Genomic DNA, 1,622 nt, shown 5'->3' with positions numbered 1-1,622 from the left:
GTGATGGCCCGCGCGTCGGCCTCCGCGTCGGCGAACTCGAAGCGGTTGCCGCCCGCCGCCTTCGCCCGGTACATGGTGATGTCGGCACTGCGCAGCACCTCGGCCGGGGTGCGCTCGCCCGAGGCGCCCTCGACGATGCCGATGCTGCCGCGCACGGACAGCTCCCGCCCCTCCAGCCGGATGGGTGTGGACAGCGCGGTCAGTATGCGGACGGCGAGGTCGGTGACCTTCTCCTCGGTCTGCGCGCCGGGGCCGGTGGTGAGGGCCACGAACTCGTCGCCGCCCAGCCGTGCGACGACCTCGCCCGGCCCGGTGGCGCAGCTCTGCAGCCGGTCGGCGACCTCCACGAGGAGCCGGTCGCCCGCCGAGTGGCCGAGGCTGTCGTTGACGGCCTTGAACCCGTCGAGGTCGAGGTAGCACAGGCCGAAGCGGCTGCCGGGGGCGGCGTTCAGGGCCTTCTCCAGCCGTTCGAAGAACAGCGTGCGGTTGGGCAGTCCGGTCAGGGCGTCGTGGGTGGCCTCGTAGCGCAGGCGCAGGTTGAGCAGCCGGCGTTCGGTGGTGTCCTCCATCAGGGCGAGCTGGTACTGGGGGCGTCCGTCGGCGTCACGCAGGAGGGACACGGTGAGGTTGGTCCACAGGACGGTGCCGTCGTGCCGGTAGTAGGGCTTCTCGACGCGGTAGTGCTCGCGTTCGCCGCGCACGAGCTCCCCGTACATCTTCCAGACGTGCGGGGTGTCGTCGGGGTGTCCCCATTCGCTGACGTTGCGGCTGCGGACGTGCCCTTCCAGGCCGCCGAACATCTTGAGGAGGGTGTCGTTGACCTCCAGGATGTTGCCTTCGAGGTCGGCGATGCCGATGCCGACGGCGGCGCCCTCGAAGACGGCCCGGAAGCGCTCCTCGCTGGCGTGCAGGGCCTGCTGGGCGTCGATGCGCGCGGTGAGGGCGGAGCGGGCGATGGCCTCCTGCTCCCTGAGGGTCCGCTCGCGCAGCGCGCGGGCGAATCCGGCGGCGATGCCGTGCTGGAGGCGGGCGCAGCGGGACCGGTACTCCTCGGTGCTCTCGCTGCCGTCACCGGCCGCGCTGTCCGGGCCGCAGTACAGGACCAGGTACGACTCGATGACGCCGAGGGTGCCGGCGAGGGCCTCGGGGTCGGTGCAGTGCACGGCGACGAGTTCGGCGCCCACGCCCTGCGCGGCGCTCGCGTCGAAGGGGCGGGCGTGCAGGGCCTCGGTGAGGGTCCGGGCGAGCGGGACGAGGTGCTGTTCGAACTCGGGGCGGGTCAGGGAGGTGGCCGTGACGGGGAAGATGGCCCGCCCCCAGATCGTCGCGAAGCGGGCGATCCGGTCGTCGAGGTCGTGGTGCGGGTCGCGCAGCGACGTCCGGCGGCCGGGATGCGGGACGGGTGCTTCGCCGCCGCCCGCGGGGGAGGGTGCGGGGGCGGTGGTGGCGCGGCCGCCCCCGGCCGGGTGGTCCTGGCCGGGGGTCGCGGGCGGGGGCGTCGGAGCGGGGAGTCTCACGCTTTGCGTCCCACGCCGCCGAAGCCCGAGAAGGCGTAGGGGTCCTCCGGGGTCTCGCCCTCCGCGAGCGGCCCGGTGCGGTCGGGGCGCCAGTCGGGCATCGAG

The 1,622-nt window shown here is 73.9% G+C and carries 1 protein-coding gene and 1 pseudogene; both read right to left on the bottom strand.

All coding sequences use genetic code 11. The annotated features are described in order from the left end of the window. Nucleotides 1–1,373 (bottom strand): GGDEF domain-containing protein (locus tag VR44_RS38345; RefSeq protein ID WP_045952307.1); only part of this gene is annotated, 1,373 nt, incomplete at its 3' end. Between the two features lie 140 nt (nt 1,374–1,513). Next, nucleotides 1,514–1,622, bottom strand: a pseudogene (locus VR44_RS49390) (SAM-dependent methyltransferase); the annotation flags it as partial.

The sequence above is a fragment of the Streptomyces katrae genome (assembly GCF_000966975.1).
Taxonomy (GTDB): Bacteria; Actinomycetota; Actinomycetes; order Streptomycetales; family Streptomycetaceae; genus Streptomyces; species Streptomyces katrae.
The sequence above is the reverse complement of the archived record's forward strand: the minus strand, read 5'-3'. Positions and strand labels throughout refer to the sequence as shown.